The sequence below is a fragment of the Streptomyces sp. NPDC096105 genome (assembly GCF_044763335.1).
Classification (GTDB): Bacteria; Actinomycetota; Actinomycetes; order Streptomycetales; family Streptomycetaceae; genus Streptomyces.
In genome coordinates, this window is sequence record NZ_JBIWGC010000017.1 from 47171 (window position 1) to 72452 (window position 25282).

Genomic DNA, 25282 nt, shown 5'->3' on the forward strand with positions numbered 1-25282 from the left:
GCCCTCCCGTCGCGCTTGTGTGGTCGACCACGGTATCAACGTGGGTCTCTTTTCCGCCCCCGCCCGTCCGAGCCGGGGAGGGAGTGGGCCGGGAACGTGCGGCGTTACGCCAGGAAGGCGGTCAGTTCCTCCAGGAGCGCAGCGGGACGTTCCTCGGGCGGGAAATGCCCGCTGCCCTCGATCACCGAGGGACGCACGTGCGGTGCTATGTGCCGCAGACCGTCGGCGAGTCCGGTGCCGACGTTGTGCTCGCCGCCGACGGCCAGTAGCGGCATGTCGAGGCGGCCGCCGGCGTCGGCCCACGCCGAGTTGGTCCGGCCGTCCTCGAGGAGCGTCCGGTAGTGCCCGAATCCGGCGCGCAGGGCCTGCCGCCCCCGGTAGGAGGCGGTGACCGCGTCGATCTCCTCCGGGGTGAAGACGCCCTCAGCCGCCGACAGACGGGGGAACCACCATTGGAAGAAGGGGCGTTCGCTGCCCTCGAAGAGCAACTCGGGTACCTCGTTCGTCATGAACAGGCCGAAGTGGAAGGAGCCGCCGCCGGCCGGATTCATCGCCCTCTCCAGACCGAAGCCCGGGACGGCGAGTTCGACCAGCGCGAGCCGCCGCACCTCTTGGGGGAAGAGCCGGGCGTAGGAGAAGGCGACCATGCCGCCGATGTCGTGCCCGACCAGCCGCACGGGTCCGGTCACCCCGAGCGCGGCGAGCAACTGCCGCATGTCCTTGGCCTGGTTGTCTTTGGAGTAACCGCCTTCGGCGTGCGCGGAGTCCCCTGTGCCTCGCAGGTCGGGTGCGATGACGGTGTAGCCCTGGTCGGCCAGGGGCCGCATGAGATGCCGCCAGGACCGCCAGGTCTGGGGCCAGCCGTGCAGCAGCAGAACGGGCTCTCCCACGCCACCGACCACAGCGTGCAAGCCGGTCCCGTTGGCCGTGACGTGGTGTCGCGTGAACCCTTTGGGCAGGTCACTGTTCGGGTCGTTGGACATGATGCTCCTTCTGAGGTGACTGCGGTTGTCAGGAGTGTCAGCCCTCCCGGCTCCACGGTGTGTGGCCGAGCGCGGCGAGCTGCTCCGCGAACGGGACGACCTCCGCCGTTCGGCCCGGTTCTTCGCCCTCGCCGGGTTCGTCGGTCACTTGGGAGGTGACGAGGCGCGCCAGTTCGAGGGCGGCTCGTCTGATCCTGGTCGGCAGGTCCGCGGTGTGGGCGTCGCCGGCCGTGCCCCAGTCCTCGGTGGCGGCGAACACTCCGGTCGGCACGGTGGCGGCGTGCAGGTAGGCGAAGAGCGGACGCAGCGCGTGCTCCAGGACCAGGGAATGCCGGGCGGTGCCGCCGGTGGCCGCTGCCAGTACGGGTGTCCCGGTCAGCGCGGCAGGATCGAGCAGGTCGAAGAACGACTTGAACAACCCGCTGTAGGAGGCGCTGAAGACGGGGGTGACGGCGATGAGTCCGTCCGCCCGGCTCACCGCGTCCAAGGCGTTCTCGACGGCCGGAGTGGGGGAGCCGAGGGTCAGGTTGCGGGCGATGTCCGCGGCGAGTTCGCGGACTTCGACGATGCTGACGTCCACTGTGTGACCGGAGTCCTCCAGGGCTCGCCGCGTCGCGTCCGTCAGCCGGTCGGCCAGCAGCCGGGTGGAGGAGGGAGCGCTCAGACCCGCCGATACGACGCTCAGGCGTACGTTCCTCATGAGGTGACCTCCCTGGCGGCGGTGGACTTCGCAGCCGTGCGTTGTGCCGGGTGCAGGGGGCCGTCCGGTACCTGGGCGGGACGGGTGGCGGCGAACTCCTTGCGGAGCACCGGGAGGATCTCCCCGAACAGGTCGAGCTGCTCCAGCACGGTTTTCTCCGGCATGCCTCCCGGGTCGACGTTGAACAGCTGGCGCTGGTAGTGCCCGAAGGTCTCGCGGAAGGTCAGGGTCTTATCGATGACCTCCTGCGGGCTGCCGACGGTCAGGGGCGTGTGCTCGGCGACTTCCTCCAGGGACGGTCCGCCGCTGTAGACGGGGGTGTTGCGAAAGTACGGGCGGTATTCCCGTAGGGCGTCCTGGGAGTTGGGGCGCATGAACGCCTGTCCGCCGAGGCCGACGACGGCCTGGTCGTGGGTGCCATGGCCGTAGTACTCGAAGCGGTCCCGGTAGAGGTTGACGAGCCCGACGAAGTGCCGCTTGGGGAAGAAGAGGTGGTTGGCGAAGAAGCCGTCCCCGTAGTAGGCGGCCTGCTCGGCTGTCTCGGGGCTGCGTACGGAGCCGTGCCACACGAAGGGCGGGACGCCGCCGAGCGGGCGGGGCACGGAGGTGAAGCCCTGGAGCGCGGTGCGGAACTTGCCCTGCCAGTCCACCGTCTCCTCGCGCCACAGGCGGTGCAGCAGCGCGTAGTTCTCGATCGCAAGCGGGATGCCGTCACGGACGTCCCGCCCGAACCAGGGGTAGACCGGTCCGGTGTTGCCGCGCCCCATCATCAGGTCCACCCGCCCGTCGGCGAGGTGCTGGAGGACCGCGAAGTCCTCCGCGATCTTCACCGGGTCGTTGGTGGTGATCAGAGTGGTGGAGGTGGACAGGATGATCCGCTTCGTCCGTGCCGCGATGAACCCGAGCAGGGTCGTGGCGGAGGAGGAGACAAAGGGCGGGTTGTGGTGCTCGCCGGTGGCGAAGACGTCGAATCCCACCTCCTCGGCCTTGGCCGCGAGGGTGGCCATCATCCGCAGCCGTTGCTGTTCCGAGGCGGGGCGCTTCGACGTCGGATCGGGTCTGACGTCGCCGATGCTGAAGATGCCGAACTGCATGGTGCTGTCCTCCGAGACGGGCGATACGTGCCGTGGGCGAACCCGTGCGACGGGCTGGATGTGAACCGCGTTGACCAGGGGCCCGGCCACGCGGAGGCAGTACGGCGCGGGGAAGCCGTCGCCGCAATTGCTTGGCCGACCACATAACTGTATCCTCAATTTACGTGGCCAGCCACGCATGACTGATCGGAGCCCCATGTCCTCCCTCTGGAACCCCATCGAACTGGGCAGCATCCCCCTCGCGCACCGCCTGGCGATGGCCCCGATGACCCGTGATCGCTCCACGCCGGAAGGCGTGCCGACGGCGCTGAACGCCGAGTACTACGCCCAGCGCGCGTCGCTGTCACTGATCATCACAGAGGGCACCCAGCCCTCCCCCGACGGCCAGGGCTACCTCCTGACCCCCGGCATCCACACCGACGAGCAGGTCGAGGGATGGCGTCAGGTGACCGACGCCGTCCACGAGCGCGGTGGCCGTATCGTCATCCAGCTCATGCACGTGGGCCGCGTCGCGCACCCCTCCAACACTCCGCACGGCCGCCCGCCGGTCGCCCCCTCCGCGGTGCGCCCCGAGGCCAGTATGTTCACCGCCACCGGCATGCAGCCGATGCCCGAGCCCCGCGAACTGTCGACCGCCGAGGTCGCGGAGGTCGTCCAGGAGTTCCGGCGCGCGGCGGCCGCGGCCGTCCGCGCCGGCGCGGACGGCGTGGAGATCCATGCCGCCAACGGCTACCTGCTGCACCAGTTCCTCTCGAGCAACGCCAACCAGCGCACCGACCAGTACGGCGGCAGCGTAGAGAACCGCATCCGCTTCACGGTCGAGGTCGCCACCGCGATCGCCGAGGAGATCGGGGCCGGCCGTACGGGTCTGCGCATCTCGCCCGCGAACCCGTTCAACGACATCACCGAGGACGACGTACCGCAGCTCTACGGCGCGCTGGTCGACGCCTTGGCGCCGCTCGGCCTCGCCTACTTGCACGTCGCCCAGACCGGTGACGAGACCCTCCTGAAGAGCATCCGTGCCGCGTGGCCGGGCGCGCTGCTCCTCAACCGCCCCGGCAAGGACTTCGACACCCGTGTGGCGGACCTCGACAACGGTCTCGCCGACGTCATCACCGTCGGGTCCGCGGCCTTGGCCAACCCCGACCTCGTCGACCGCATCAAGAACGGTGCGCCCCTGAACGAGCCCGACCGTGCCTCCTTCTACGGCGGCGACGAGCGCGGTTACACCGACTACCCGACACTGGCCGAGGTCAACGGAAGCTGACGCGAGGGCGCCCCGCGCCGGTGGGCTGCCGTGGTGGTCCCGACCGTCACGGCACGTCCGGCGGCGGCAGGAACCGTGTGCCGTCGAAGGACAGGCGGACCACGGGGGCCGAGCCGGCGTCGAAGACGAGTGATTCCCCGCCGGGATGAGCGACGACGATCCGGACACGCGCCGCCAGGGCACCATGAGGAACTCGAGGTAGGCCTCGCGGTGGGCTTCCTCGATCATCAAGGACAGGTCACCGGCCGAGTCACCGGACTGGCGCAGCCCTTCGTCCAGGAGCTCCAGCGCGCCCCGGCTCGGCCCGGTCATCGTGTCCAGCAGCTCATCGAACCGCTCCGCCACCAGATCCGGCAGCGCGTCGTCCATGTAGTGGTGACGCACCTCCGGCAGCGCGATCCGCAGCTGCTCCACCTCACCGGCCGACCAGCGCAGCAGCCGCGCGAACTCCATCGCCAGGTCCCCGTCGGCCTGAAGCGGACGCTCGCCGATCATGACGAAATACAGATTCGCGTGCTCCGGATCGATATAGACCACTCAGCGCACCCTCACCGCCGGCGCACCGTCAGCTGCCGGAACCCGCACAGCGGGCCACGGCCCCGTCCCCCTCGCACCGCCCGGTCAGGACACATACCTCCACCTCCCCATGGACAGCCGTGTGCCACGTGCCGCAACGGCATGTGGACGGCTGCGGGTCCGTAGCCCTCAGCGATCACGGCATCATGCATGGCATCTTGATCGCGAACAGCCACCAGATGTTTACGGGCACGTAGGCATTGGTCGTTCCGTGGCCTCCCGTGGACACCTTGGTCCGTAGGCCACGCCTCGCCCACCACGTCCGTGCCGTCGGCGGCCCGCTCACCTGTGCGAGCGCGACAGTACGACCGCGTATGCTGCACGGATCGTAGGCAGATCCAGGTAGATCACTGACCATCAGCGAGGTAGCCATGAGCCTGGAGCAGAGAGGCTCATTCGCCGGCCGGCTGACCGCCGCGCGTGAGCGGCTGTTCGTCGGCCGGGCGGTGGAGCAGGCCCTGTTCCGCGGCGCGCTGGACGAGCGGCCGGGTGCCGCTCCGGTGCACTATCTGCACGGCCCGGGCGGCATCGGCAAGTCCGCGCTGCTCCGGCGGTTCGCGCAGGAGGCCCGACGGGCCGGCCGGCTGGTGGTCGAGGTCGACGGCCGTACCGTCCCTCCCACGCCGGAGGACTTCACCGCGGCGGCCAAGGACGCGGTCAGCGAACCCGGAGCGGTACTGCTGGTCGACACCTTCGAACACTGCCAGGGTCTCGAGGGCTGGCTCTGGGAGCAGTTCCTGCCCGGCATGCCCGTGGGCGTCGTCGTCGTGGTCGCCGGACGCGTTCCGCCCGACGCCCGGTGGGTGTCCGACCCGGGCTGGGCGGACCTCCTCAACGTAGTGGCCCTGCGCAACCTGACCCCTGGTGAGGCGCTGGCCTTTCTCACCGCGCGCGGTGTGCCCGCCGCCCGCCACGAGGCGCTCCTGCGTTTCACGGGCGGCAACCCGCTCGCCCTCGCGCTGGCCGCCTCCGTCGCCGTGGACGCCGGAGATCCGGGGTCCACGGCGACGGACGCGAACGGACCGATGCCCGACTGGTCGCCCAGCCAGGACGTCATCGCCATGCTGCTGTCCCAGCTCATCGGTGAGCCCGCGCCCAGTGACAACCACCGCAAGGCTCTGGAGATCTGCGCGCACGCCCACGTCACCTCCGAGAGTCTGCTGCGGGCCCTGCTCGGTGAGCAGGCACCCGAGCTGTTCGCCTGGCTGCGCGCCCAGCCGTACGTCGAGAGCACCGCCCTCGGCCTGTTCCCCCACGACGTGGTGCGCGAGACTCTGGTCGCCGATCTGCGCTGGCGCGACCCGGAGGGCTTTGCCGTCCTGCATAAGAAGCTGCACCAGCACCTCTTCGAGCAGTTGCGCGCGGCTCCCAGCGTTCATCTCCTGCCGGCCACGGGCGCGTTGCTCTACCTGTACCGGACCGACGGCTACATGGCCGAGTTCCACGACTGGAATCAGGCGGGCCTGGTGTACGACGGTCCCTGCCTCCCCTCCGACGAGGCCCGGGTGGTGGACCTCGTGGCGGAGGCCGAGGGCCCCGAGTCCGCAGCCGTCGCCCGCTACTGGCTCGACCAGCAGCCCGAGGCGTTCCGTGTCTACCGCTCCACCCGCACCGACGAGATCATCGGCTGCTCGGCCTGGCTGCGGCTGACCGACCAGCGTGGCTGTGACCTGGACCCGGTGGTGGCCGCCGCCTGGGAGCACGCCCGCGCCCACGAGCCGCTGCGGGCGAACGAGTACCTGGCCGTGGCCCGTTTCACCGTCTGTCCGCAGACGTACCAGCGGCCCGCGCCGGCCACCACGCTCGCCCAGTGGCGGGTCATGGGGGAGATCTACCGAGCGGACCGCCTCGCCTGGCACTTCGTCGTCATGCGCGACGACGGCTTCTGGGACGATCACCTCACCCACTTCGACATGCCTCCGACGCCGACCGCCGTGGTCGTCGGCGGCCATGCCTATCGCCTGTTCGCCCACGACTGGCGGGCGCAGCCCGTCATCTCGTGGCTGGCGGCGAGGACGGACGTCATCCTTGCCGGAGGGAAGGGCCCGGTGGAGGCGGCCGGCGACCCCGCCGTACGTCAGGTGCCCGAACTGGCCGTGCTGTCCCGCCCCGAGTTCGACACCGCCGTGCGCAACGCCCTGCGTGCCCTGCGCCGTCCTGAGGCCCTCGCCGCCAACCCCCTCAGCCGCAGCCGCCTCGTCCGGCAGAACGGCGGCGACCTCGGGGACGTCCTGTCGCGCGTCGTGGAGACGCTGCCCCGGGAACGCGGTGGGGACAAGAGATACCGGGCCCTGGTCACCACCTACCTCAAGGGTGTCCCGACCCAGGAGGCGGCGGCCGAACGTCTCGACCTGCCCTTCAGCACGTACCGTCGACACCTCACCTCCGCCGTGGAACGTGTCGCGGAACTGCTCTGGCAGCACGAGCTGAGCGGCACACCGCTCCCGGCCCCGGAACCGCCGTCCCGGTGACCGCTCCCGCACTGCCGTTCGTTGCCCGGTGCGGCGCTCGCCCCCCGGCAGGGGAGCGCGGCCGCGGGACGGTCGTACGGCGGCCGGTGGCCGGGGAGCGGCGGAGGGCCGTGCCGCGCCGCGCCGACAGGGTTCCCGGTGAAACCGCAGCTCGACCGGTATGCGGGCGCGCACCGGGCAAGCGCAGGTCCGCGAGGGAAGTTCCCGTCCCTTCGCGTCGGCCGGCAGTCAGGGCACGGTGACGCGGCCACCCGGGTACGGGTGTTCGTCATGGCCGGGCAACGGGACGGTGAACTCCAGATCGCCGAGCATGCGGATCGGCGCGGGCGCTCCCAGGCGGTGGGCGATGCTCCGCATGGCGCCGTTCTGCTCGCCGGTGGTGATGACGACGGTGCGGCAGCCGGTGCGCCGCCCGTGCCGCACCGCGTGCCGGGCGAGGGCGGTGCCCAGGCCGCGGTACTGCCAGTCGTCCTGGACGAGCAGACCCAGCTCTCGCACCCCCTCCCGCCCGGTGTGCGCCAGATGGGCGACGGCGATGACCCGGCCCGGCTCGCCTAGGTGCTCCGCGACCCAGCTCGACCCTGTGGCGGGATCGGTCAGCCGGGACCACTCGGCGGGACGGATGCCGAAACGCGGCGCGCGGTACCGGCCGATGACCGACTTCACCGTGCACCGTGCGTGCATGGCGTTGACCGCGTCGAGGTCCCCGGGGACCGCGTACCGGGTGCGGATCAACTCGCCGGTGACGAGAGCCTGCACAGACTTCTGGAAAACCGGATGCACTGGATGCCTCCTCCCGAGGGTTGCCCCGTCCGCGGTCGCCGCGGGCCGGCGTCCGGGTGGGGGAGCGGGCCGCGCCCCACCCGCGAGGTGCCCGTGCCGCCGCGCGGTGGCGTCCTCGCGCGCTGTCCGCGCGCTCGACCGACTCAACGACGTCCGGGCGCCGACGGTTCACCTCGCGCACTCGGACGGCGCCGAGGGGCGGCGGACGGGCGGGGCGGCGACAGGAGGGTCAGACCGGGCGACGGCATCGCGTGGCCGCGCGGGCCGCGTCGATGGCGCGCTGCGGATCGGGCATCCGCGGACCGTCCGCCTCGTGGGACCGCACCAGATCGAGCGCGGGCAGTACCTCGCCGAGTTCGAGGTACTCCTCCCGGCATTCCTCGCAGCTCCCGAGATGCTCGTCCACGGCTGCGCGTTCCGGCTCCTCGAGCGATCCGAACAGCCGGGCGGCGATGGCGTAACGGGCGTGCTCGCACTCCACGATGCCCCTCCGAGGCCGGTCCGTCGTCACACGACCGGTGCCGGTGAGCGGCATTGGCACCGAGGTCCCATTGTCGCTCACGCGGACGGTGAGCACGAGGGCCCGTCGCCGTGAACTGCCGAAGGCGGCGCGGGCCGGTGTTTGACAGCATCTATTATCTGAGTGAATAGTGCACCGGGTGTCTACCCCCCATGTGCTGCTCGGGCTGCTCGCGCCACGGGCCATGCACGGCTACGAGTTGAAGCTCGTGCACGACGAACGACTGCCGGGCGCCAAACCGCTGCCCTTCGGCCAGGTCTACTCGACCCTCGGCCGTCTCGAACGCGACGGGATGGTGGCCGAGGCCGGGCACGACCGGGCCGGCGGCCCCGACCGCACGACCTACGAAGTCACCGGAGAGGGGCGGGAGGCGCTCGGCGCGTGGCTGGCACGCGTGGAGCCGCCGGCGCCGCACCTGTCCAACGTCCTGCTGGCCAAGGTCGTCATCACCCTGCTGGTCAACGATGAGACAGCCGCCCGCCGCCAGCTCGCGGCCCAGCGTGCCGCCCACCTCGCCCGGATGCGCGCGCTGACGGCGCTCAAGACCGCCGCGCGCACGCCGGTCGCCCACGTGCTCGCCGCCGACCTGGCCATCTCCCACCTCGACGCGGATCTGCGCTGGATGCAGAGTGCCCTGGAGCGCGTCACCGAACTGCACCAGGAGGTGCGCTCATGATCCTCGAAGCCCGTGACGTGGTGAAGACCTACGGCAACACCCCGGCCGTACGCGGCATCTCGCTCGGCGTACGGGAGGGCGAGATCGTCGCCGTCACCGGCCCGAGCGGATGCGGCAAGTCGACGCTGCTGCACGTCATGGCCGGCATCCTGACCCCCGAGACCGGATCCGTCCACTACGGCGACACCCGTGTCGACACGTGCGGCGAGTCCCGGCGTTCGGTGTTACGCCGCACGGAGTTCGGCGTGCTTTTCCAGTTCGGGCAGCTCGTCGCGGACCTGTCCGCGGTGGAGAACGCCGCGCTGCCCCTCCTCCTCGGCGGTACCGGCAGGCGCCCCGCCGAGGAGGCGGCCCGGAAATGGCTGGAGCGGCTGGGAGTGGCCGAGATGGCGGACCGGCTGCCCGGTGAGATGTCCGGCGGGCAGCAGCAGCGGGTGGCACTCGCCCGCGCCCTGGTGACCGACCCGAAGATCCTGTTCGCCGACGAGCCGACCGGAGCGCTCGACACCCTCGCGGGCGAGGTCGTCCTGCGGCACATGGTGGAGGCCGCGCGCAGCCGGCGCATGTCCGTCGTCATCGTCACCCACGACGCCAGGGTGGCCGCCTACGCCGACCGCGAGGTTCGGCTGCGCGACGGCACCGTCGAGTCCGACGACCGCTTCCCGCAGGAGGGCATGAACGCCCTGACGTCCGTCGAGGGTCAGGGGAACCTCCGTTGAGTCCGTTCACCGTGGTCCGGCTCGCCCTGGCCGGCGGTCGCACGGACCGCACCCGCACCGTCCTGACGGCCCTGGGCGCCGCCCTCGCCACCCTGCCCCTGTTGGCCGCCGCCACCGTCCTCGCGGTGACCGGGCAGCACGCCGCCGGCTACACCAACGACCTGCTCGTCGAGGAAGGCCTGCGCCCCGGGGTCGCCTTCGGCATCCTGCTGCTCAGCATCCCCGTCCTCGCCTATGTGGCGCAGTGCGGCCGGCTCGGGGCACCGGACCGGGAGCGGCGGCTCGCGGCGATGCGGATGGCCGGAGCGACCCCCCGCCAGGTGGTGCGCATCGCGGCGGCGGAGACCACCCTGGCGTCCGTCGCCGGCACCCTGGCCGGGTTCGGCGCCTACTTCCTCGGCCGCGTCCTGCTCGACGCCCCCGGTGCCGACGGGCGCCGCCCGCTGCCGACGGACGTCCTGCCCCACCCCGTCGCCTTCGTGCTCGTCGCGGCGGGCGTACCCCTCTTCGTCACCGCGCTCACGACGCTCGCCCTGCGCCGGGTGACCCTCACCCCGCTCGGTGTCGTACGCCGTGTGCGGACCGGACGGCCCGGCCCGCTCCCGGGAGCGCTCGTCCTCGCGGGCCTCGGCCTGTGCGCGCTCGTCGAACCCGCCCACCGCTACTTCACGCGCCGCCCCCGCACCGACGACCTCCCCACCCTGGTCATGGGGGGACTGGTCGTGACGGGCGTGCTCGCCGTCTCCGTCGGCGTCGTGTGGGGCACGGGGTGGATCTCGCACACCGCCGGACGGCTGCTGCACCGCTTCGCACGGCGTCCCGCCACGCTTCTGGCCGGTCGGCGGCTGATGGCCGACCCGTGGTCCGGCAGCCGCACCTTCTCCGCGATGATGGTCGCCCTCATCGCCGGGGCCGCCGCAGCGGGGCTCTCGGCGCTCACGGTGGCCACCGGGCGCGCCAGCGAGGAGAACCTGCGGCGCTACAGCCGACTGCTCGGGGAGCCGTACGTGCCGGCCGGCACCGAGTTCTACGAGCGCGCCTACGACCTGGTCGGCTACGCGGTGATCGGGGCGACGGCGATCGCGGCGATGGGACTGCTCGTGGCGTTCGCCGACGGGGTCATGGCCAGACGGCGCACTCTCGCCTCACTGGTCGCCTGCGGAACCCCGCGCGCCGTCCTGTCCAGGGCCCTGGCCTGGCAGATCCTCACGCCGGTCGTGCCCACCGTCCTGCTGGCGGTCGCCGTGGGCATCCTGCTGCCGAGGCTGGCCGTACCCGGCGCGGACGACGCGCAGCCCTTGGAGGCGCTGCGCTGCACTCCCCTGCCGGGCGACCCGGCGAGCGCCTGCGAGGACGCCGCCTACGCGCAGGCCCACTCCTCGCTGCACACGGCGGAGCGGGTGCAGGCCGTCGTGGAGGTGCCCTGGGGGCAGCTCGCGCTGCTGGCCGGGGGAGCGGTCACCGCGACCGTGGTGATCACCCTGGTCAGCCTGCTGTTCCTGCGGATGAGTACTCGTGCCGGGGAACTGCGCGTGCAGTGAGCGCAGCCCGGCCCCCGGCCCCGTGCGGCGGGCGGTACTCCGCCCGCCGCACGCACCGTCAGGAGCGGGCCAGCAGCTTGCGCAGCGCCTCCGCGATGTCCTCCGGGGCCTCCTCGGCCATGAAGTGGCCGCTGGAGACGGTGGAGTGGTCCAGGTCCTGGGCCCAGGCGCCCCACAGGGCGGCGGCCTCGTAGCCGAGGGCCGCGCCCCAGTCCTGCTGGAGCACTGAGACGGGCATGGCGAGCTGGTTGCCCGCGGCGCGGTCGGCACGGTCGTGGTCCACGTCGATGCCGGCGGAGGCGCGGTAGTCGGCGACGATCGAGGGGACGGCCTCGCGGCACGCCGTGAGGTAGGCCTCGCGCACGTCGGCGGGGACGGCGTCCGGGTTGTTGGCCCAGACGTCCAGGAAGTAGCCGAAGAACTCGTCCGAGCTGGCCTGGATCATCTTCTCGGGCAGACCGGGCGGCTGGGCCATCAGGTACAGGTGGAAGCCGACGGCCGCCGTGACACCGTGCAGCGCCTCCCACATGTCCAGGGTGGGCAGGACGTCGAGGCAGGCCAGGTGGGTGATGACGTCCGGGTGGTCGAGGCCGGCGCGGAAGGCGACCAGCGCGCCGCGGTCGTGGCCGGCCAGCGCGAAGCGCCCGTGCCCGAGCTTCTCGGCGAGCGTGACGATGTCCTGGGCCATGGTCCGCTTGGAGTAGGTGTCCGGGCCGTCCTCCACCGGCTTGTCGCTGTCGCCGTAGCCGCGCAGGTCAGGAACGATGACGGTGTGGTCGGCGGCGAGGTCGGCGGCGACATGCCGCCACATGAGGTGGGTCTCCGGGAAGCCGTGCAGCAGGACGACCGGAGTGCCCGATCCGCCGACCGCCACGTTGAGGGACACGCCCTCGGCGACGGGGACGCGCCGGTACTCGAAGTCCGGGATGGTGGGTGCCATGGTGCCGCTCGATTCTGGTGAGTCGTTACTGAGGTCCGGTGGGGCGACGGCCGGGGGCCGCTCGCTCCTCCATGTCCGAAGCCTGCGGGCGGCGAATGAGCAACCTATGAGCGCTGTACGTTTGACCTCGTGATTCCCTGGCAGAACGGACGACGTCGATGGGTCTGACACTGGGCGTCCTGGGGCCGGTGGCAGCCTGGGACCCACAGGGGGACCCGGTCGCCCTGAAGGGTCCCAGACACCGGGCGGTACTGGCCCGGCTCCTCGTCGCGCGCCGCCGTATCGTTCCCGTCGCACGGCTCGTGGAGGATCTCTGGGATGAGCCGCCGGCGGACGCGGTGAGTGCCGTGCGCACCTTCGTCGCCGCGCTGCGCCGCGCCCTCGAACCCGACCGGCCGCCCCGCGCCAAGCCCCGGCTGCTGGTCACCGAGGGGCCGGGCTACGCCCTGAAAGCGGCCGAGGAGGACGTGGACGCCTGGCGCTTCGAGCGCGCCATCGCCTCCGCCGCCGAACTGCCGCCCGCCGAGGCCGTCAGCCGCCTCACCGAGGCGCTCGGCTGGTGGCGGGGCCCCGCCTACGCCGGTCTCGACGACGCCGGCTGGGTGCGCGCGGAACGCTCCCGGCTGGGGGAACTGAACTGCCAGGCCGTGGAGCGCCGCGCCGAGGCGCAGCTCGCCCTGGGCGCCGCCGCCCAGGCGGTCCCGGACCTGGACGCGTACGTCACCGAGCATCCCTGGCGCGAGGACGGCTGGTACCTGCTGGTGCTGGCGCTCTACCGGTCGGGACGCCAGAGCGACGCGCTCTCGGTCGTACGGCGGGCCCGACGGCTGCTCGGCGAGCAGATGGGCATCGACCCGGGACCGAAACTGCGTCGGCTGGAGACCGACGTCCTGCGCCAGGCCGGCCACCTCGACCCCGGCCCGGGCGGTACGGCCGCCCAGGTCTGGGCGGAGGCCACCGCGGCCTACGAGCGCGTGGTCCCCTCGTACGCGCGGGCCCGGCTGGAGTCCACCGCCGGGCTGATGCGAGATCTGGCGGTCACCGGCGGCGGGGGCCTGGAGGCGGCCCGCCGTCACCGGGTGTCCGCCGTGGCCGCTGCCGAGCAGCTCGGCGACCCGGAACTCACCGCCCGCGTCATCGGCATCTACGACGTGCCGGCGGTCTGGACCCGTTCCGACGACCCCGAGCAGGCCCAGTGGCTGGTCGACGCCGCCGAGCGCACCCTGCGGCTGCTGCCCGCCGGCGTCCACGGCCCGGCCCGCGCCCGGCTGCTGGCCACCGTCGCCGTGGAGTCCCGCGGCACCCTCCCCGCCGAGACGGCGGCCTCCGGCGAGCGGGCCCGCGCCTACCAGGCGGCCCGGCAGGCCGAGCAGCTCGCGCGCGGCCTGGAGGACGGGCCGCTGCTGGCCTTCGCGCTCAACGGCGTGTTCATGCAGACCTTCCAGCGCGCGGGGCTGTCCCCCCGGCGGGACGCCCTCGGCGCCGAGATCGTCTCCCTGGCGCAGCGCAACGACCTCGTGACGTACGAGGTCCTCGGACACCTCATCCGGCTCCAGTCACGCTGCGCGGTGTCCGACCTCGCCGGGGCCGAACAGCACGCGGTGGCCGCCGACCGGCTCTCCGAGCGCTACGGTCTTCCGCTGGTAGGTGTCTTCACCACCTGGTACCGGGCCCTGCGCACGGCCCTGACCGGTCCGCTCGCCGCGGCCGACGAGGCGTATCGGGGGGCCGACGCCGCCCTGGAAGGCGCGGGGATGCCGGGGCTGCGCAACGGGCTGCTGCCGATGGCCCGGCTCGGGCTGTACCTGTCTCACGGCGTCGTGCCGCCCGAGGACATCGCCGAGGCGGACTGGGGACCGTACGAGAGTTGGGTGCGCCCGTGGCTCCTGGTGGGAGCGGGGCAGGCTGAGGCCGCGCGCGCGGCGCTGGAGGGCATCGCCTCACCGCCGCGCGATCTCATGTTCGAGGCCCTGTGGTGTGTGGTGGGCAAGGCGGCCGCGGCGGTGGGCGACCACGGCACGATGCGCCGGGCGGTCCGCCAACTGCAGCCCGCTGAGGCAGAGTTGGCGGGTGCCCAGAGCGGTCTCGTCACCTTCGGACCGGTCTCGGCATGTCTGCGGGAGCTGTCCGAGGGGCTCAACGGTCCCCGGTAGGGCACCTCGGGGTGTGGTCCGAATCCGTGCGAAGTCCTTCGACCAGGGGGTCCGTCGCCAGCCGTGGCAGTGCCTACTCGGCATCTCTGCTGCGCAATGTCGCGCTGAACAACCGCCTGGACACCGGCTCCGGCAATCTGCACACCTACCTGTCGTCCTGCTCCTCACCGGACCAGGGCCAGTGGTGGGCCGTCGGCTACCGCTCAACCTGGGACGAGGTCGCCGACGGCCCCCCGGACCTCCAGGGTCCGCCTCAGCGCGCGCAGCGCGTAATAGGAGCGTGACTTGACGGTTCCTACGGGTATTCCGAGGTGCTCGGCGGCCTGCGCGGTATTGAACTGGCCGTAGTAAAGCAGGTAGATCACCTGCCGCTGCTGGTCGGTCAGGTCGGACAGGGCGTCGAGCACCAGCCGGCCGCGCAGCAGCCGGTCGGTCGGGTCCGGCACGGGCAGGTCGAGGGTGCCGAGTTCCGTGCAGTCCGCCGGCCGCCGCTTCTCGCCGCGGTGATGGTCGATCGTCAGATTGCGCACCGTGGTCCACAGCCACGGCCGTACCTCGGACGCGTTCAGGCCGAGCGCGGTGGCGTGCTTCCACGCGCGCAGGGCCGCCTCTTGGAGAACGTCCTCGGCTCGGTGCCAGTCGCCGCCCAGCAGCCGGGCGGCGTACCGCAGCGTCAATCCTCCGTGCTGCTCGTACACATCACGGATGAATTGGTCACGCCGTTCGTCCGTGGTCGTCAATAGGGGCATGGGCAGAGCAAACCACCCCGAGGGCCAATCGGTCCAAGACCAATATCAATGGGGGATTAATTAATTTTCCATATCGTTGCTGCTTGTGGGCGTCTTTCGGCTGCACGGGATTCCGTGAGTTCGTAGCCCCGATGAACTGTTCGCCCGCGGACGGCGTGGTACCGGCAGGCAGTCGCGCCTGCGAGTCCGTGTCCGTTCACGGACGGCCGGGTCCGGCCCGGTCCCTGCCGCGCAGTTCGTGAAAGGACGACACGTGCGATCAAGTACGGCCAAGACCTGGAGCCGTCGCTCCCTGCTGCTCGCCGGTGCCGGCGCGGCCCTCGCCGGGGCGTCGGCGGTGCCCGGGGCGCACGCCGCCGGGCGGCGGGACGGGACCGTGGGAGCGCTGCGGGACCTGGAGCGCCGGCACGGTGCGCGCCTCGGAGTGTTCGCCTGGAACACCGTGTCCGGCAGGACGGTGCGCCACCGGGCCGGCGAGCTGTTCCCCATCTGCTCCGTGTCCAAGACCCCCGCCGTCGCAGCGGTGCTCCGGGACCTCGACCGGGACGGGAGCTTCCTGGACAAGGTGGTCCGGTACGGCGTCGAGGACGTCGAGCGGTCCGGGTATGCCCCGGTCACCGGACTGCCCGAGAACCTGGCCCGGGGCATGACGGTCGCCGACCTGTGCGCCGTGGCCATCACCCACAGCGACAACACCGCGATGAACCTGCTGTTGGGGGAACTGGGCGGTCCGACTGCGGTCACCCGCTTCTGCCGTTCGGTCGGTGACGACGTGACGCGGCTGGACCGCTGGGAGCCGGACCTGAACTCGGCCGAACCCGGCCGCAGGACGGACACCACCTCCCCGCTCGCCATCGGCCGGACGTACGCGCGGCTCGTCCTCACCCGTGCGCTCGCGCCCGCGGACCGGGAGCGTCTGACGGGATGGCTGCTGGCGAACACCACCGGGGACAACCGTCTCAGGGCGGGCCTGCCCGCGGACTGGACGGTCGCAGAGAAGACGGGAACCGGGAAGTACGGCACCACCAACGACGTCGGCGTGGCCTGGACCCCGAGGGAGGAGCCGGTCGTGCTCGCGGTCCTGTCCACCCGGCCGGAGCCGCAGGCGCCGGCGGACGAGCCGTTGCTCGTGCGGGCCGCGGCCCTCACTGCCGCCGCCGTGGGCTGAGTGGTGACCGCCCCCTGTTCCGGCTCGCCGCCGGGGCAGGGGATGGGAGGTCCCGCCCCCGTCCCGGGGGGGCGTGAGCGGCGGCGGGACCTCCTGTCCCGTCCAACGTCCGGTGGGCCCGCCCGGTTCAAGGGGAGCGGATCGGATGCCCGGAGGTTCTGGAATTTAAGTCCAGGTGCTAGATTTTGAGTCCAGTGACTTGCGAGGAGTCGACGGCACCTGTCATCGAGAGGCGTGGACATGCCGCACACAGAGCTGAACGAGACCGAGGATCACCCCTATTCGGTCGCCTATCGCAACGGAGACCTGGTGGCGGTGTCCGGGCGGCTGGGGGTGAGTGAGCCCGGAGTGCTCGTGCCGGGCGGCTTCGAGGCCGAGTGCGCCCAGGCGTTCGCCAACCTGGACGAGGCGCTGCGCTCGGCCGGCGCGACACGCGCCGACGTGGTCCAGGTCGTGGCCTACCTGACCGACATCGCCGACCGGGACCGGTTGAACGCCGCCTACGCGGAGTTCTTCGTCCAGCCCCGGCCCGCCCGTTCCTGCGTCGGCGTGGCGGCGCTCCCGTACGGCGGCTGCGTGGAGATCGAGGCCCTCGCCCGCGTGCGGACGGCCGTCGGGGCCGCGTGATGACGCCCGAGGAGCAGGCCCGGGAGCAGGACGCGATCCTCGCGGCGCTTGCCCCGGTCGTCGACGGCATCGCCGCGACCCTGGGCTCCTTCTGCGAGGTGGTCGTCCACGACTTCCGCCGTCCCGAACGCTCGGTCGTGGCCATCGCCGGCTCGGTCACCGGACGCGAGGTGGGCGGGGCGATGAGCGAGATCGGCATGGGCCTCGTCGCCCGCGGCGACGAGGCCGACGACGAGCTGAACTACCTCACGCGCACCCAGACCGGAAAGCTCCTCAAGTCGTCCAGCATGGTGCTGCGCGACTCGGCCGGCACCGTGTTCGGCGCGCTGTGCGTCAACCTCGACATCACCGCCGTCCAGCAGGCCAGCGTCCTGATCGCGGGCCTGGCCGGTGTCGCCGAACCGGCCCCGCTGCCCACGACGACCTTCGGCAACGACATCGACTCCGTCGTCGACTCCCTCGTCGACGCGCACCACTTGCGCCAGAGCAAGCCCTGGAGCGCCCTCGGCCGCGACGAACGCCTGCGCCTGTTCGCCGCGCTGGACGCCGACGGCGTCTTCGCGGTCCGCGGCGCGGCTCAGCGGGTCGCCGAACGACTCGGCATCTCCCGGGCCTCCGCCTACAACTACCTCGCCCAGGCCAGACAGACCCCGCCCGCGCCGCACCAGGACGGCACCGGGCCCCAGGACACCGATCGGGACGGAGAACGGACATGACGGTCACCATCGAGGACGTACGGGACGCCGCCGCGCGGATCGCGGGAGTGGCGCACCGCACACCGGTGATGCGCTCCCGCACCCTGGACGCCCTGGTGGGCGCCGAGGTGTACGTGAAGTGCGAGAACCTCCAGCGCATCGGCGCCTTCAAGTTCCGCGGCGCCTACAATGCGGCCTCCCGGCTGACTCCCGAGCAGGTCGCCCGGGGCATCGCCGCCTACTCCTCCGGCAACCACGCCCAGGCCGTCGCGCTGGCCGCCCGCGAACTCGGCACGACCGCGGTGATCCTCATGCCCGAGGACACCCCGCGCTCGAAGGTCGAGGCGACGCTCGGCTACGGCGCCGAGGTCGTCACCTACGACCGCTACACCGGGGACCGGGTCGCCATCGGCGAAGCGCTCGCGGCCGACCGCGGACTCACCCTGATTCCGCCGTACGAGCACCCCGACGTCATCGCGGGCCAGGGTACCGCCGCCCTCGAACTCATCGAGGAGGTCGGCGAACTCGACGCCCTCGTGGTCCCCGTCGGCGGCGGCGGGCTGATCGCCGGCAGCGCTACCGCCGCAAAGGGACTGCTGCCGGGCATCAGCGTCATCGGCGTCGAGCCGGAGGGCGGGGACGACACCAAGCGCTCGCTGGAGGCGGGCCGGCGCGTCTCCGTGCCGGTGCCGCGCACCATCGCCGACGGACAGGCCGCCGACATCCCCGGCGAACTCACCTTCTCAGTGAACCAGAAGCTGGTGGACGACATCGTCCTGGTCAGTGACGACGAGATCCGGGCCGCCATGCGCCTGGCCTTCGAGCGGATGAAGACGGTCATGGAGCCCAGCGGTGCCACCCCGCTGGCCGCGCTGCTGGCGGGCCGGATCGATCCGCTGCCCCGCCGCGTCGGCGTCATCGTCTCCGGCGGCAACATCGACGCCCAGCGGTTCGCCCAGCTCCTCGGCTGACGCAATGCGCCCCGGGGCGTACGGAAACGGCCCCACGTCCGCGGGGGTCTTGGACGTGGGGCCGTTGGGGCCCCGATGGGGCGGCATCCGGTGGCACGCCCGCGCGCGTCGCGGTTCACCCGCGCGGGCACCGCTGTCAGCCGCCGGGCCGGCCGGGTACCGCCAGGCTCCTGAGCCGGTCGCGGATGTCGTCGAGCGGATGCGCGTCCGGCCGCTCCTCTGCGAGCGCGAGCGCCCGGCCCCACGCCAGCCGGGCGCACGCCGCGTCACCGGCGGCCCGGCCGGCGTCACCCAAACGCACCAACGTGCCGACGGGGGTGTAGGCGTCACCGCAGGCCCGCATCAGCCGCAGCGCTGTGCGGTAGCAGCCGACGGCCCAGCGGTGGCGGCCCAGACGGTGCAGCGCGTGCCCGAGACTGTCCCAGGCGTACGCCTCCCGCTGCGTGACGCCCGCCCGGCGGAGCCCCGCCACCGACCGGCGGCAGTAAGCCAGCGCCTCCCGCGGGCGGCCCAGCACGGACAGCGTCCAGCCCACCGAGTTGCAGGCGTCCGCCTCCGTCACCAGGTCACCGTGCTCCCGCGCCATGTGCAATGCCTCGACGCTCCGGTGGAGCGCGGCGCCGTCACGCCCTGCGGCGTGCAGCAGCGCCCCGAACGACAGGTGCAGCCACGCGTGCTCCAGGTAGTCGTCCACGTGCTCCAGCAGGTCGGCCGCCCTGTCGAGATGGTCGAGACCCTCCCCGTGCCTTCCGGCCCTGCCCAGGCAGCCCGCGAGCGCCCGGTGCAACCTCGCCTGCTCCCGCGCGTCCCCGGCGGCCCGCGCCGCATCCAGCGCCACGCCCAGGACCGCCACGGCGTCGGCGGAACGCCCGTCGGCGTCCAAGTAGCCCTGCAGCCACCACGCCAGCCGGCACGCGTGACGGTGGAACCCGTCCCGCGCCGCCTGGCGCAGCAGGGCGTGCAGCACTTGCTCCTCGGCCGCGAACCACCGCAGGGTCTCCTGTGTCCCGGCCGGCCGCTCGGGCACGGCCTTGGCCGTCGAGGGCGGGTCCGGGCTGACCGGGACGCGGCACGGACCGGGCGCGCCGGTGCGGGCGGCGTCCAGGGAGTGGTCGTAGACCCGCAGCAGCGCCGCGGTGCGCGCGGACGGCGTCTCCTGCTCCCGGACCAGCTCGCCTGCGTACACCCGCAGCAGATCGCGCAGGGCGAAGCGCCCCACGGAGCTCTCCGCGAGCATCCGGGTCCGGGTGAGTTCGGTCAGGGCGGCGCGGGTCTGCGGCACCGGCAGGTCCGCGAGGCTCGCCGCCGCCGCGGTGGAGATGTCCGGCCCCGGGTGCAGCGCCAGCAGGCGGAACAGGCGTGCCGCCCGCGGGGAGAGTGCACGGTAGGTCCAGGAGAAGACGGCGCGTACGTCGCCGCTGTCGCCCGTTCCCGAGAAGGCGTCGAGGGTGCGCTCGCCGGCGCGCAACTCCTCCGCGAGGGCCCGCAGGGTGAACTCGGGATGCAGCGTCGCCCGGGCCGCCGCGACGGCCAGGGCCAGGGGCAGTCCCGCGCAGAGCCGGACGATGTCCTCGGCGGCCTCGGGATCGGCCTCCACCCGTGCCGCGCCCAGCCGCCGGGTCAGGATCGCCCGGCCCTCCTCCACCGGAGGCACGTGCAGGGTGATGGATCGGGCTCCCTCCGCGGCGAGCAGGCCGTGCAACTCGCTGCGGCTGGTGACCACGGCCATGCAGTCCGGCGTGCTGGGCAGCAGCGGACGGACCTGCTCCTCGTCGCGCGCGTTGTCCAGGAAGAGCAGGACGCGGCGGCGCGCCAGGACGGTGCGCAGCAGCGCCGTACGGTGGCTCACCGAGGCGGGAACGGCCGACAGGGACGTGCCCAGCGAGGTCAGGAACTCCTGGAGCACCTCGGCGGTGTCCCGGGCCGTGCCGCTGTCGTCGAAGCCGCGCAGGTCGGCGAAGAGCTGGCCGTCGGGGAAACGACCGGCGACCTGGTGGGCGAAGCGCAGGGCGAGCGTCGTCTTGCCCACCCCGGGGGCCCCGCCGACCAGGATCACCGGCGGGGCCGTCCCCTTCTGCTGGGTGTCGCGCAGGGCCGCGTGCATGGACTCCAGCTCACCGCGGCGGCCCGTGAACAGCGGTGACTCGGGAGGGAGCTGGGCGGGCCGCAGCGTCGGCTGGAAGACCAGGGGGGAGGAGCGGAGCAACCCGCCGACGGCGGCCGGGGCGGCCACCGTGCGTATCGACGGTCTGCTGTCGGCGCCGGTGACGCTCGCGGCATTGCCTCCGGGCGTACCCGGAGGGGTGCGGCGAATCCGGAAGGCCGGGTCGGCCGCGGCCGCGGGGTCGTGGTCCAGCCCGGGGGTGAGCACCGACCGTGCCATGCGCCGGACGAACTCCAGGTCGTGCCGGAGGATCGCCTCCTGCAGAGCGCTCAGTCCCGGACTCGGCCGCAGCCCCAGCTCCTCGGCCAGGCTCTTGCGCAGCTCCTCGAAGCGGGACAGGGCGTCGGCGTGACGTCCGGTGAGGTACAGCGCGCACATCAGCAGCGCCCAGGTGATCTCGCGCAGCGGGTGCCGGACGATCAGTGCCTCCGCCTCACCGACCGCGCGGTGCAGGTCCTCGTCCTGCACCAGGGCGCAGATGTGCAGCTCCTCGGCGGCGACCAGCGCCGTGCTGAGCCGCGCCGCCTGCCGCGCGGCGAACAGATAGTCCTGCGCGTCCTCCAGCGGCGCCCCGCGCCACAGGGACAGCGCCGACTCGATCTCCCGGCACGCCCTGCGGGACCTGCCGTCGGCCAGCAGCCGTCCGGCGCGCGCGACCGCCTGCTCGAAACGGACGCTGTCGAGAGCGTCGGAGGGGACGCGCAGGGCGTAGCCGCGGGTCTCGCGGACCAGGATCCCGGCCTTGCCGTGTGCGGGCCGGCCCGGCTCCAGCACCGCCCGCAGACGGCTGATGTGCGAGTGCAGGGACTGCACCGCGCGGGTGGGCGACCGCCCCGGCCACAGGTCCTCGCAGAGCCGGTCGGCCGACACGGCCCGGCCGTCCTCCAGCAGCAGGCGGAGAGCGAGAGCCCGGCGCTTGGGCGGCCCGACGTCCAGGACCTGCCCCGCCCGCTGGACGAGCAGCGGTCCGAGAACCCCGAGCCAGAGGTCGTCGGTCGTACCCGGCATCTTGTTCTCCGTAGCGCGCTCCGCAGTCAGTGCCCGATGGGGGGCCGACGCCAATCGGGTGATGCGGTGACTCCGCGTCGACCTCGGCGTTCTCGCACCGAACCTACGAGCAGGAGGTCGAACAGGTTCGAGTCCGGTATGAGGAGGTTGCCGGGAATCGGGCGCCATACCGACGGGTGTCGTTCCGGCGCCGCGGGCGCCGGCCCGAGCGGCGGGGAAGCGAAACGGCGGGAAACGGGCAGGGAAATGATCTGTTGAGTGAACACCGGCTGCCCGCACCCTGACCGTCGCCAATTCATCCGACGGGAAGGAAGCACTGATGCGCGTAGTGGTGTGGGGAGCCGGCTTCACGGGGCTCACCGCGGCTCTGCTCCTGGCAGCGGAGGGGCATCAGGTGACCCTGATCGGGCGCCCGCCGGAGGCGGCCACCGGCGTGCGGGAAACCGGCGGGCCCGCCCGGGACCCGGTCACCGGCACCTGTGTGCTGTGGCCCGAGACGATGGCGGCGCTGAGGGCCGAACTCCCCTCCGTGGCCGCGGCGCTCACCGCCCGCGGCACTCCCCTCGAAGGCGGGACCGCCACGGGTACGGAGCGCACAGGCGCGGGAGTGGTGCTGGGCCTGCCCGTCGCCGCGTCGGTGCTGACCGAGGCCGTCGCGGGGATGCCCGGGCTGACCCTCCGTGGGGACATCGACGTGACGGCCCTGCTCAGCGACGGGCGGATCCCCGGGCGCCCGCATGTGCGGGGCGTCCTGACCGAGGACGGCGAGGCCGTCTTCGCCGACCTGGTGGTGGACTCCACCGGCCGTCGTTCACCGATGCCCCGGATGCTCGCCGACCTGGGGGCCGTCCGGCCCGGCGGGGGCTCCCGGGACAGCGGGTACCGCTGCTACGCGGCCCGGCTCCCCGCCTGTGGTCCCGAGGCCGGGCGGGCGGCGTGGCAGCTGGTCCGGGGACCAGGCGCCTGGATCGTGAGCACGGCGCCCGAGGCCGGGGAAAGGTCCGTCGTCCTGTGCGTGCGCGACGACGAAGCGCTGTACCCGCTGGCCAGTACGGCCGCCTGGCACCGTGCGGTCCTCGCCTGCGCTCCCCCCGGCCTCCTGCCCGACGGCCCTCCCGCGCCCGGTGACGTGCTGACCACCGTCGTCGCGGCGAGCACCCGACGGGAGTACGTCGTGGCCGGGGAACCGGTGGCCTTGGGCGTCCTCGGGATCGGCACCGCATCGCTGTCGTGCCAGCCGTTGCTCGCGCTGGACGCGTCGATGGGGCTGGCTCACGCGCTGGTGCTGCGTGACGTCCTGCGGACGGCCGCCACCCATGACGCCCGGAACATGGCCCTGGCTTTCGACCGTGCCTGCCGCGCGACGGTGCTGCCGGTGTGCCAGTGGGCCGTGGACGTCGAGGAGCTGTCCTTCCCGGCCGACGACGGCCCCTGCACGCCGGCGGAACCGCCCACCGGCGCCGCCCCCGTGCTCTCCGGCACCGCGATGGCGCTCGCGCGCGATCTGGAAGGACGGATGCGCCGGTTGCGGCACGAGGACGCGCCGGACACCACCCCCCTGTCGAGCGCCCGCGTGCTCGCTGCGCTGCGCGGTCCGGCGGCCTCGCGCGAGGCGGCACCCGCGACCGGGGCGCCGGCGTGAACCGTGATCGGCCGTTTCCCGTTGCCACCTGAGGAAGCCGGTCGTTTGCATCGCTGCGCGGCCGTACTCGCCCGAAGGGGGAGAAGATGACGCTCCGGCGCGTGCGGAAGGGAAACCACTTGCCGTATGTCCCGGGCAGGCTTCCACAGCCGTCCCCTGGGCGGCGTCACCCCGTCGTCCGCGATGCGACCGCGGGCCGCCGTACACGCCGTGGCGCGCGACGGGCGGGTGCGCGGTGAAGCGGATCGGCGCGGTGGTCTCCCGGCTGGCCGGCCGCCGGGAGACGGAGCCCGGTGCTCAGGGGACCGCTGTGGGAGGCGAGTTGCGGACGGAGGTGTCGGACGGCGTCCGGCTGGTCCACTCGCCCTACGAGGACCCGCCGGGAGAGGACGTGGGAGCGTGGCGCTCGCTGCGCAGGGACGCGTCGGTCGTGACCGTGGTCGTCGGCGCCGTCGCTGCCGGTCACGCCGCGCTGTGGCCCGCGCTTGGTGAGGTGCTCGACTCCCTCGCCGAGGAGGGCGTCGAGGAAGTACGCCCGGCGCTGGCCGACGCGGCGGCCGAGCGAACCGGGGGCCGCGCCCCGCTGGCCGAGCGGATCGCCGACATCTGGGGTCTGCGGGTCATCGCCGCGCAGGGGGCGATCGCCGCCCTCCCCGACGGCTCCTTGTTCGCATACGGCGCGGGGGACCGCCGCGCCACCTGGTGCCGCTTCCGGCCGCAAGGCGGGACGGAGGTGCTCGGCCCCCGCGATCCGGCCCCGCCCTGGCAGGCGGCGTACGAGCGTCTGCCCCGTCGGCTGGACGGCGACTGCGTCGTCGACGCCGTTCCGGCCGGGGTGCTGGTACGCGGTGCGGGCGACGTGTCGACCGGTCCCGGCCACCTCGCCTACGCCGTCCCGCCCGACGAGCACCGGCCGCTGGTGCTGATCGGCGGCGCCCGCGGACGTCCCGCGCCCGCCGCGGCGGTCGCCACCGCGCTCGCCGCGCTGCCGGGCGACGCGCGCGACGCGACCGCCTTGGCGCCCGGCGCTCACCAGGACGTGCTCCCGGTCGCCCAGGAGGTGGCCGACCTGCTCGGCATGGAGGTGGAGGTATTGACCGGCCTGCCGCTGACCTCGGCCGACGACGCACTGGGCGCTCCGCACACGGTCACCCTGACCGACGCCGCCGGACGGCCGACCCGGCGGCCGACCGTGGGCACCGTACGGTGCCTGCCCACGAACGGCACGGCACGGCGACAGCCTCCGCGACGGGTGCGGCTGCGGTCCCCGCTGGCCGAGGGGCGGCTGTCCGGCGACGGCACGGTCGAACTGTCGGACCGGCGGCGGCTGACGCTGACGCGCCCCGGCGCCCTGCTCCAGGAGCGCTCGGTCCCGCCGGCGCACGCCGCCCACCGGCCGGTGGACCCCGAACGGTTCGTCATCGAAGTGGCCTGGCGGGGGAGCGAGACCGACCCGTCGCTGCTGCGCGCCTGCGAGTTGGTGCTGAACACCCTGCACCCGCAGCTGCGCCGCTACGCCGAGTTGCGCGTCGGCGGCATGACGGGGGAAGCCCTGCGGGACGCCACCCGCATGGCCGTCCGCCACGGCGTCGCCCTGACGCGGGGGCCGGTGCTGCTTCCGGTACCGGGGCAGGCGGGTGCGGGTGCGGTAGCCGGTGCGGATTCCGGTGCTGGAATGGCCCGCCCGCCGGCTGCTCGTCCGCAGGTCACCCGCCCGCCGAGCGCACGACGTCCGCGTAGTGGGCCCGGTGGATCTCGGTGAACTCGACCGTGCCGTCGGTGTCGGCGGACATTCCACCCTCTCGTTGTCTCTGCCCGTGCGTACGGTGGGCCGG

General features: G+C 73.0%; 20 protein-coding genes. 12 read left to right on the forward strand and 8 right to left on the reverse strand.

Annotated features, from left to right (window positions below; genetic code table 11):
- Window positions 1–104: 104 nt before the first annotated feature.
- The 3 genes from ACIQ8B_RS24265 to ACIQ8B_RS24275 form a co-directional block, all read right to left on the reverse strand.
- Window positions 105–890 (reverse strand): alpha/beta fold hydrolase, encoded by a 786-nt coding sequence (locus ACIQ8B_RS24265; protein ID WP_403549535.1) that lies wholly within the window; start codon window positions 888–890, stop codon window positions 105–107.
- Between the two features lie 130 nt (window positions 891–1020).
- Window positions 1021–1683: an FMN reductase gene (locus ACIQ8B_RS24270; RefSeq protein WP_403549537.1), complete on the reverse strand. Its 663-nt coding sequence runs from the start codon at window positions 1681–1683 to the stop codon at window positions 1021–1023.
- Window positions 1680–2777 (reverse strand): CE1758 family FMN-dependent luciferase-like monooxygenase, encoded by a 1098-nt coding sequence (locus ACIQ8B_RS24275; RefSeq protein ID WP_403549539.1) that lies wholly within the window; start codon window positions 2775–2777, stop codon window positions 1680–1682. Before ACIQ8B_RS24275 ends, ACIQ8B_RS24270 begins: the two co-directional genes overlap by 4 nt.
- Before the next feature lie 196 nt (window positions 2778–2973).
- Between ACIQ8B_RS24275 and ACIQ8B_RS24280 the strand changes: the two genes are divergently transcribed.
- Together ACIQ8B_RS24280 and ACIQ8B_RS24285 are read left to right on the forward strand one after the other, a co-directional pair.
- The gene (locus tag ACIQ8B_RS24280) at window positions 2974–4044 is read left to right on the forward strand and encodes an alkene reductase (RefSeq protein WP_403549541.1); all 1071 of its coding nucleotides are present in this window, start codon (window positions 2974–2976) and stop codon (window positions 4042–4044) included.
- Between the two features lie 947 nt (window positions 4045–4991).
- Window positions 4992–7091 (forward strand): ATP-binding protein, encoded by a 2100-nt coding sequence (locus ACIQ8B_RS24285; RefSeq protein WP_403549543.1) that lies wholly within the window; start codon window positions 4992–4994, stop codon window positions 7089–7091.
- A 228-nt stretch (window positions 7092–7319) separates the two neighbouring features.
- Here ACIQ8B_RS24285 and ACIQ8B_RS24290 read toward each other — a convergent pair whose 3' ends face one another.
- Window positions 7320–7874, reverse strand: coding sequence for a GNAT family N-acetyltransferase (locus tag ACIQ8B_RS24290; protein WP_403549545.1), 555 nt, complete (start codon window positions 7872–7874; stop codon window positions 7320–7322).
- A gap of 229 nt (window positions 7875–8103) precedes the next feature.
- Window positions 8104–8355: a zf-HC2 domain-containing protein gene (locus ACIQ8B_RS24295; RefSeq protein ID WP_403549546.1), complete on the reverse strand. Its 252-nt coding sequence runs from the start codon at window positions 8353–8355 to the stop codon at window positions 8104–8106.
- A gap of 178 nt (window positions 8356–8533) precedes the next feature.
- Between ACIQ8B_RS24295 and ACIQ8B_RS24300 the strand changes: the two genes are divergently transcribed.
- Genes ACIQ8B_RS24300 through ACIQ8B_RS24310 form a run of 3 tightly spaced genes read left to right on the forward strand, consistent with a single transcriptional unit; the run spans window position 8534 to window position 11330 of the window.
- Window positions 8534–9070: a PadR family transcriptional regulator gene (locus ACIQ8B_RS24300; protein ID WP_403549547.1), complete on the forward strand. Its 537-nt coding sequence runs from the start codon at window positions 8534–8536 to the stop codon at window positions 9068–9070.
- Window positions 9067–9789, forward strand: a complete 723-nt coding sequence (locus ACIQ8B_RS24305) for an ABC transporter ATP-binding protein (RefSeq protein ID WP_403549549.1) — start codon at window positions 9067–9069, stop codon at window positions 9787–9789. The genes ACIQ8B_RS24300 and ACIQ8B_RS24305 overlap by 4 nt, the downstream gene beginning before the upstream one ends.
- Window positions 9786–11330: an FtsX-like permease family protein gene (locus ACIQ8B_RS24310; RefSeq protein ID WP_403549551.1), complete on the forward strand. Its 1545-nt coding sequence runs from the start codon at window positions 9786–9788 to the stop codon at window positions 11328–11330. Before ACIQ8B_RS24305 ends, ACIQ8B_RS24310 begins: the two co-directional genes overlap by 4 nt.
- Before the next feature lie 58 nt (window positions 11331–11388).
- On the opposite strand, the gene ACIQ8B_RS24315 is transcribed toward ACIQ8B_RS24310, so the two are convergent.
- Window positions 11389–12270, reverse strand: coding sequence for an alpha/beta fold hydrolase (locus ACIQ8B_RS24315; RefSeq protein ID WP_290011183.1), 882 nt, complete (start codon window positions 12268–12270; stop codon window positions 11389–11391).
- Window positions 12271–12428: 158 nt separating this feature from the next.
- Here ACIQ8B_RS24315 and ACIQ8B_RS24320 point away from each other — a divergent pair, with 158 nt between their 5' ends.
- Window positions 12429–14423 (forward strand): BTAD domain-containing putative transcriptional regulator, encoded by a 1995-nt coding sequence (locus ACIQ8B_RS24320; RefSeq protein ID WP_403549553.1) that lies wholly within the window; start codon window positions 12429–12431, stop codon window positions 14421–14423.
- 203 nt (window positions 14424–14626) lie between these two features.
- On the opposite strand, the gene ACIQ8B_RS24325 is transcribed toward ACIQ8B_RS24320, so the two are convergent.
- Window positions 14627–15172 (reverse strand): sigma-70 family RNA polymerase sigma factor, encoded by a 546-nt coding sequence (locus tag ACIQ8B_RS24325; protein ID WP_403549555.1) that lies wholly within the window; start codon window positions 15170–15172, stop codon window positions 14627–14629.
- A gap of 253 nt (window positions 15173–15425) precedes the next feature.
- Between ACIQ8B_RS24325 and bla the strand changes: the two genes are divergently transcribed.
- The 4 genes from bla (at window position 15426) to ACIQ8B_RS24345 (ending at window position 18633) form a co-directional block, all read left to right on the forward strand.
- Window positions 15426–16340 carry a class A beta-lactamase gene (gene bla, locus ACIQ8B_RS24330; RefSeq protein WP_403549557.1) on the forward strand — a complete coding sequence of 305 codons (915 nt, stop codon included), beginning with the start codon at window positions 15426–15428 and terminating at the stop codon, window positions 16338–16340.
- A 240-nt stretch (window positions 16341–16580) separates the two neighbouring features.
- Window positions 16581–16967, forward strand: coding sequence for a RidA family protein (locus ACIQ8B_RS24335; protein WP_403549559.1), 387 nt, complete (start codon window positions 16581–16583; stop codon window positions 16965–16967).
- On the forward strand, window positions 16967–17683 hold the full coding sequence (locus tag ACIQ8B_RS24340; RefSeq protein ID WP_403549561.1) for a transcriptional regulator: 717 nt from the start codon (window positions 16967–16969) through the stop codon (window positions 17681–17683). Before ACIQ8B_RS24335 ends, ACIQ8B_RS24340 begins: the two co-directional genes overlap by 1 nt.
- Window positions 17680–18633, forward strand: a complete 954-nt coding sequence (locus ACIQ8B_RS24345) for a pyridoxal-phosphate dependent enzyme (protein WP_403549563.1) — start codon at window positions 17680–17682, stop codon at window positions 18631–18633. Before ACIQ8B_RS24340 ends, ACIQ8B_RS24345 begins: the two co-directional genes overlap by 4 nt.
- A 136-nt stretch (window positions 18634–18769) precedes the next feature.
- On the opposite strand, the gene ACIQ8B_RS24350 is transcribed toward ACIQ8B_RS24345, so the two are convergent.
- The gene (locus tag ACIQ8B_RS24350; RefSeq protein WP_403549565.1) at window positions 18770–21805 is read right to left on the reverse strand and encodes an AfsR/SARP family transcriptional regulator; all 3036 of its coding nucleotides are present in this window, start codon (window positions 21803–21805) and stop codon (window positions 18770–18772) included.
- Between the two features lie 319 nt (window positions 21806–22124).
- On the opposite strand from ACIQ8B_RS24350, the gene ACIQ8B_RS24355 reads away from it, so the two are divergent.
- Complete coding sequence (locus ACIQ8B_RS24355; protein ID WP_403549567.1) at window positions 22125–23447, forward strand: hypothetical protein; 1323 nt, start codon at window positions 22125–22127, stop codon at window positions 23445–23447.
- A 235-nt stretch (window positions 23448–23682) separates the two neighbouring features.
- The gene (locus tag ACIQ8B_RS24360; protein WP_403549569.1) at window positions 23683–25209 is read left to right on the forward strand and encodes a hypothetical protein; all 1527 of its coding nucleotides are present in this window, start codon (window positions 23683–23685) and stop codon (window positions 25207–25209) included.
- Window positions 25210–25282 lie beyond the last annotated feature (73 nt).

Coding starts and splice junctions, on each gene's coding strand:
- ACIQ8B_RS24335 (WP_403549559.1), top strand. CDS start 16,581: ATGCCGCACACAGAGCTGAACGAGACCGAGGATCACCCCTATTCGGTC.
- ACIQ8B_RS24270 (WP_403549537.1), bottom strand. CDS start 1,683: ATGAGGAACGTACGCCTGAGCGTCGTATCGGCGGGTCTGAGCGCTCCC.
- ACIQ8B_RS24340 (WP_403549561.1), top strand. CDS start 16,967: ATGACGCCCGAGGAGCAGGCCCGGGAGCAGGACGCGATCCTCGCGGCG.
- ACIQ8B_RS24325 (WP_403549555.1), bottom strand. CDS start 15,172: ATGCCCCTATTGACGACCACGGACGAACGGCGTGACCAATTCATCCGT.
- ACIQ8B_RS24350 (WP_403549565.1), bottom strand. CDS start 21,805: ATGCCGGGTACGACCGACGACCTCTGGCTCGGGGTTCTCGGACCGCTG.
- ACIQ8B_RS24285 (WP_403549543.1), top strand. CDS start 4,992: ATGAGCCTGGAGCAGAGAGGCTCATTCGCCGGCCGGCTGACCGCCGCG.
- ACIQ8B_RS24315 (WP_290011183.1), bottom strand. CDS start 12,270: ATGGCACCCACCATCCCGGACTTCGAGTACCGGCGCGTCCCCGTCGCC.
- ACIQ8B_RS24355 (WP_403549567.1), top strand. CDS start 22,125: ATGCGCGTAGTGGTGTGGGGAGCCGGCTTCACGGGGCTCACCGCGGCT.
- ACIQ8B_RS24305 (WP_403549549.1), top strand. CDS start 9,067: ATGATCCTCGAAGCCCGTGACGTGGTGAAGACCTACGGCAACACCCCG.
- ACIQ8B_RS24345 (WP_403549563.1), top strand. CDS start 17,680: ATGACGGTCACCATCGAGGACGTACGGGACGCCGCCGCGCGGATCGCG.
- ACIQ8B_RS24280 (WP_403549541.1), top strand. CDS start 2,974: ATGTCCTCCCTCTGGAACCCCATCGAACTGGGCAGCATCCCCCTCGCG.
- ACIQ8B_RS24320 (WP_403549553.1), top strand. CDS start 12,429: ATGGGTCTGACACTGGGCGTCCTGGGGCCGGTGGCAGCCTGGGACCCA.
- ACIQ8B_RS24275 (WP_403549539.1), bottom strand. CDS start 2,777: ATGCAGTTCGGCATCTTCAGCATCGGCGACGTCAGACCCGATCCGACG.